This window comes from Neisseria sp. P0022.S009 (assembly GCF_051956675.1).
GTDB lineage: Bacteria > Pseudomonadota > Gammaproteobacteria > Burkholderiales > Neisseriaceae > Neisseria.
The window spans coordinates 1-512 of record NZ_JBQCXE010000049.1 but is presented as its reverse complement, the minus strand read 5'-3'; the positions used below and the strand labels follow the sequence as shown (position 1 = coordinate 512).

1 protein-coding gene is annotated in these 512 nt (G+C 51.8%); it reads left to right on the top strand.

Annotated elements, in window-relative coordinates; all coding sequences use genetic code 11:
• The coding region (locus ACTHUG_RS11375) for a TGS domain-containing protein (protein ID WP_440422280.1) at positions 1–512 on the top strand (512 nt) is incomplete at both ends.

Here is a 512-nt window from a genome sequence, read left to right as displayed (position 1 = left end):
CCTATGCCCTGCACAGCAGCGTGGGCGACCGTTGCCGCGGCGCAAAAGTCGAAGGACAAATCGCGCCGCTGTCCACGCCTTTGGAAAACGGACAACGTGCCGAAATCATTACTGCAAAAAAAGACAATCCTCCCACCAACCGACCCCACAAAAACCAAACCAAACCCAACCACACCACCAACAAAACCCACACCCCCACCCACCAACAAAACACAAACACCACACACAAAACAAACCAAACCCAACCAAACAAACAACCACCAAAAACCCCCCCCAAACCCAACCCACAAACACCAACAAAAAAACTCAACTCCAAAAAAACCAACAAACCCCACACAACCATCAGCAAGAGCGAAATTTCCAACCGCGCCACCAACAAGACCCGCGGCACTCTAACCAAACCGGCCCCGATACCGGTCAACGAGACCAACACCGTCAAACAGCCCAAAACCAAAAAAAACAGCAAAAACAACACCCCAACCACCCACCACACACACCCAACACCGCCAACA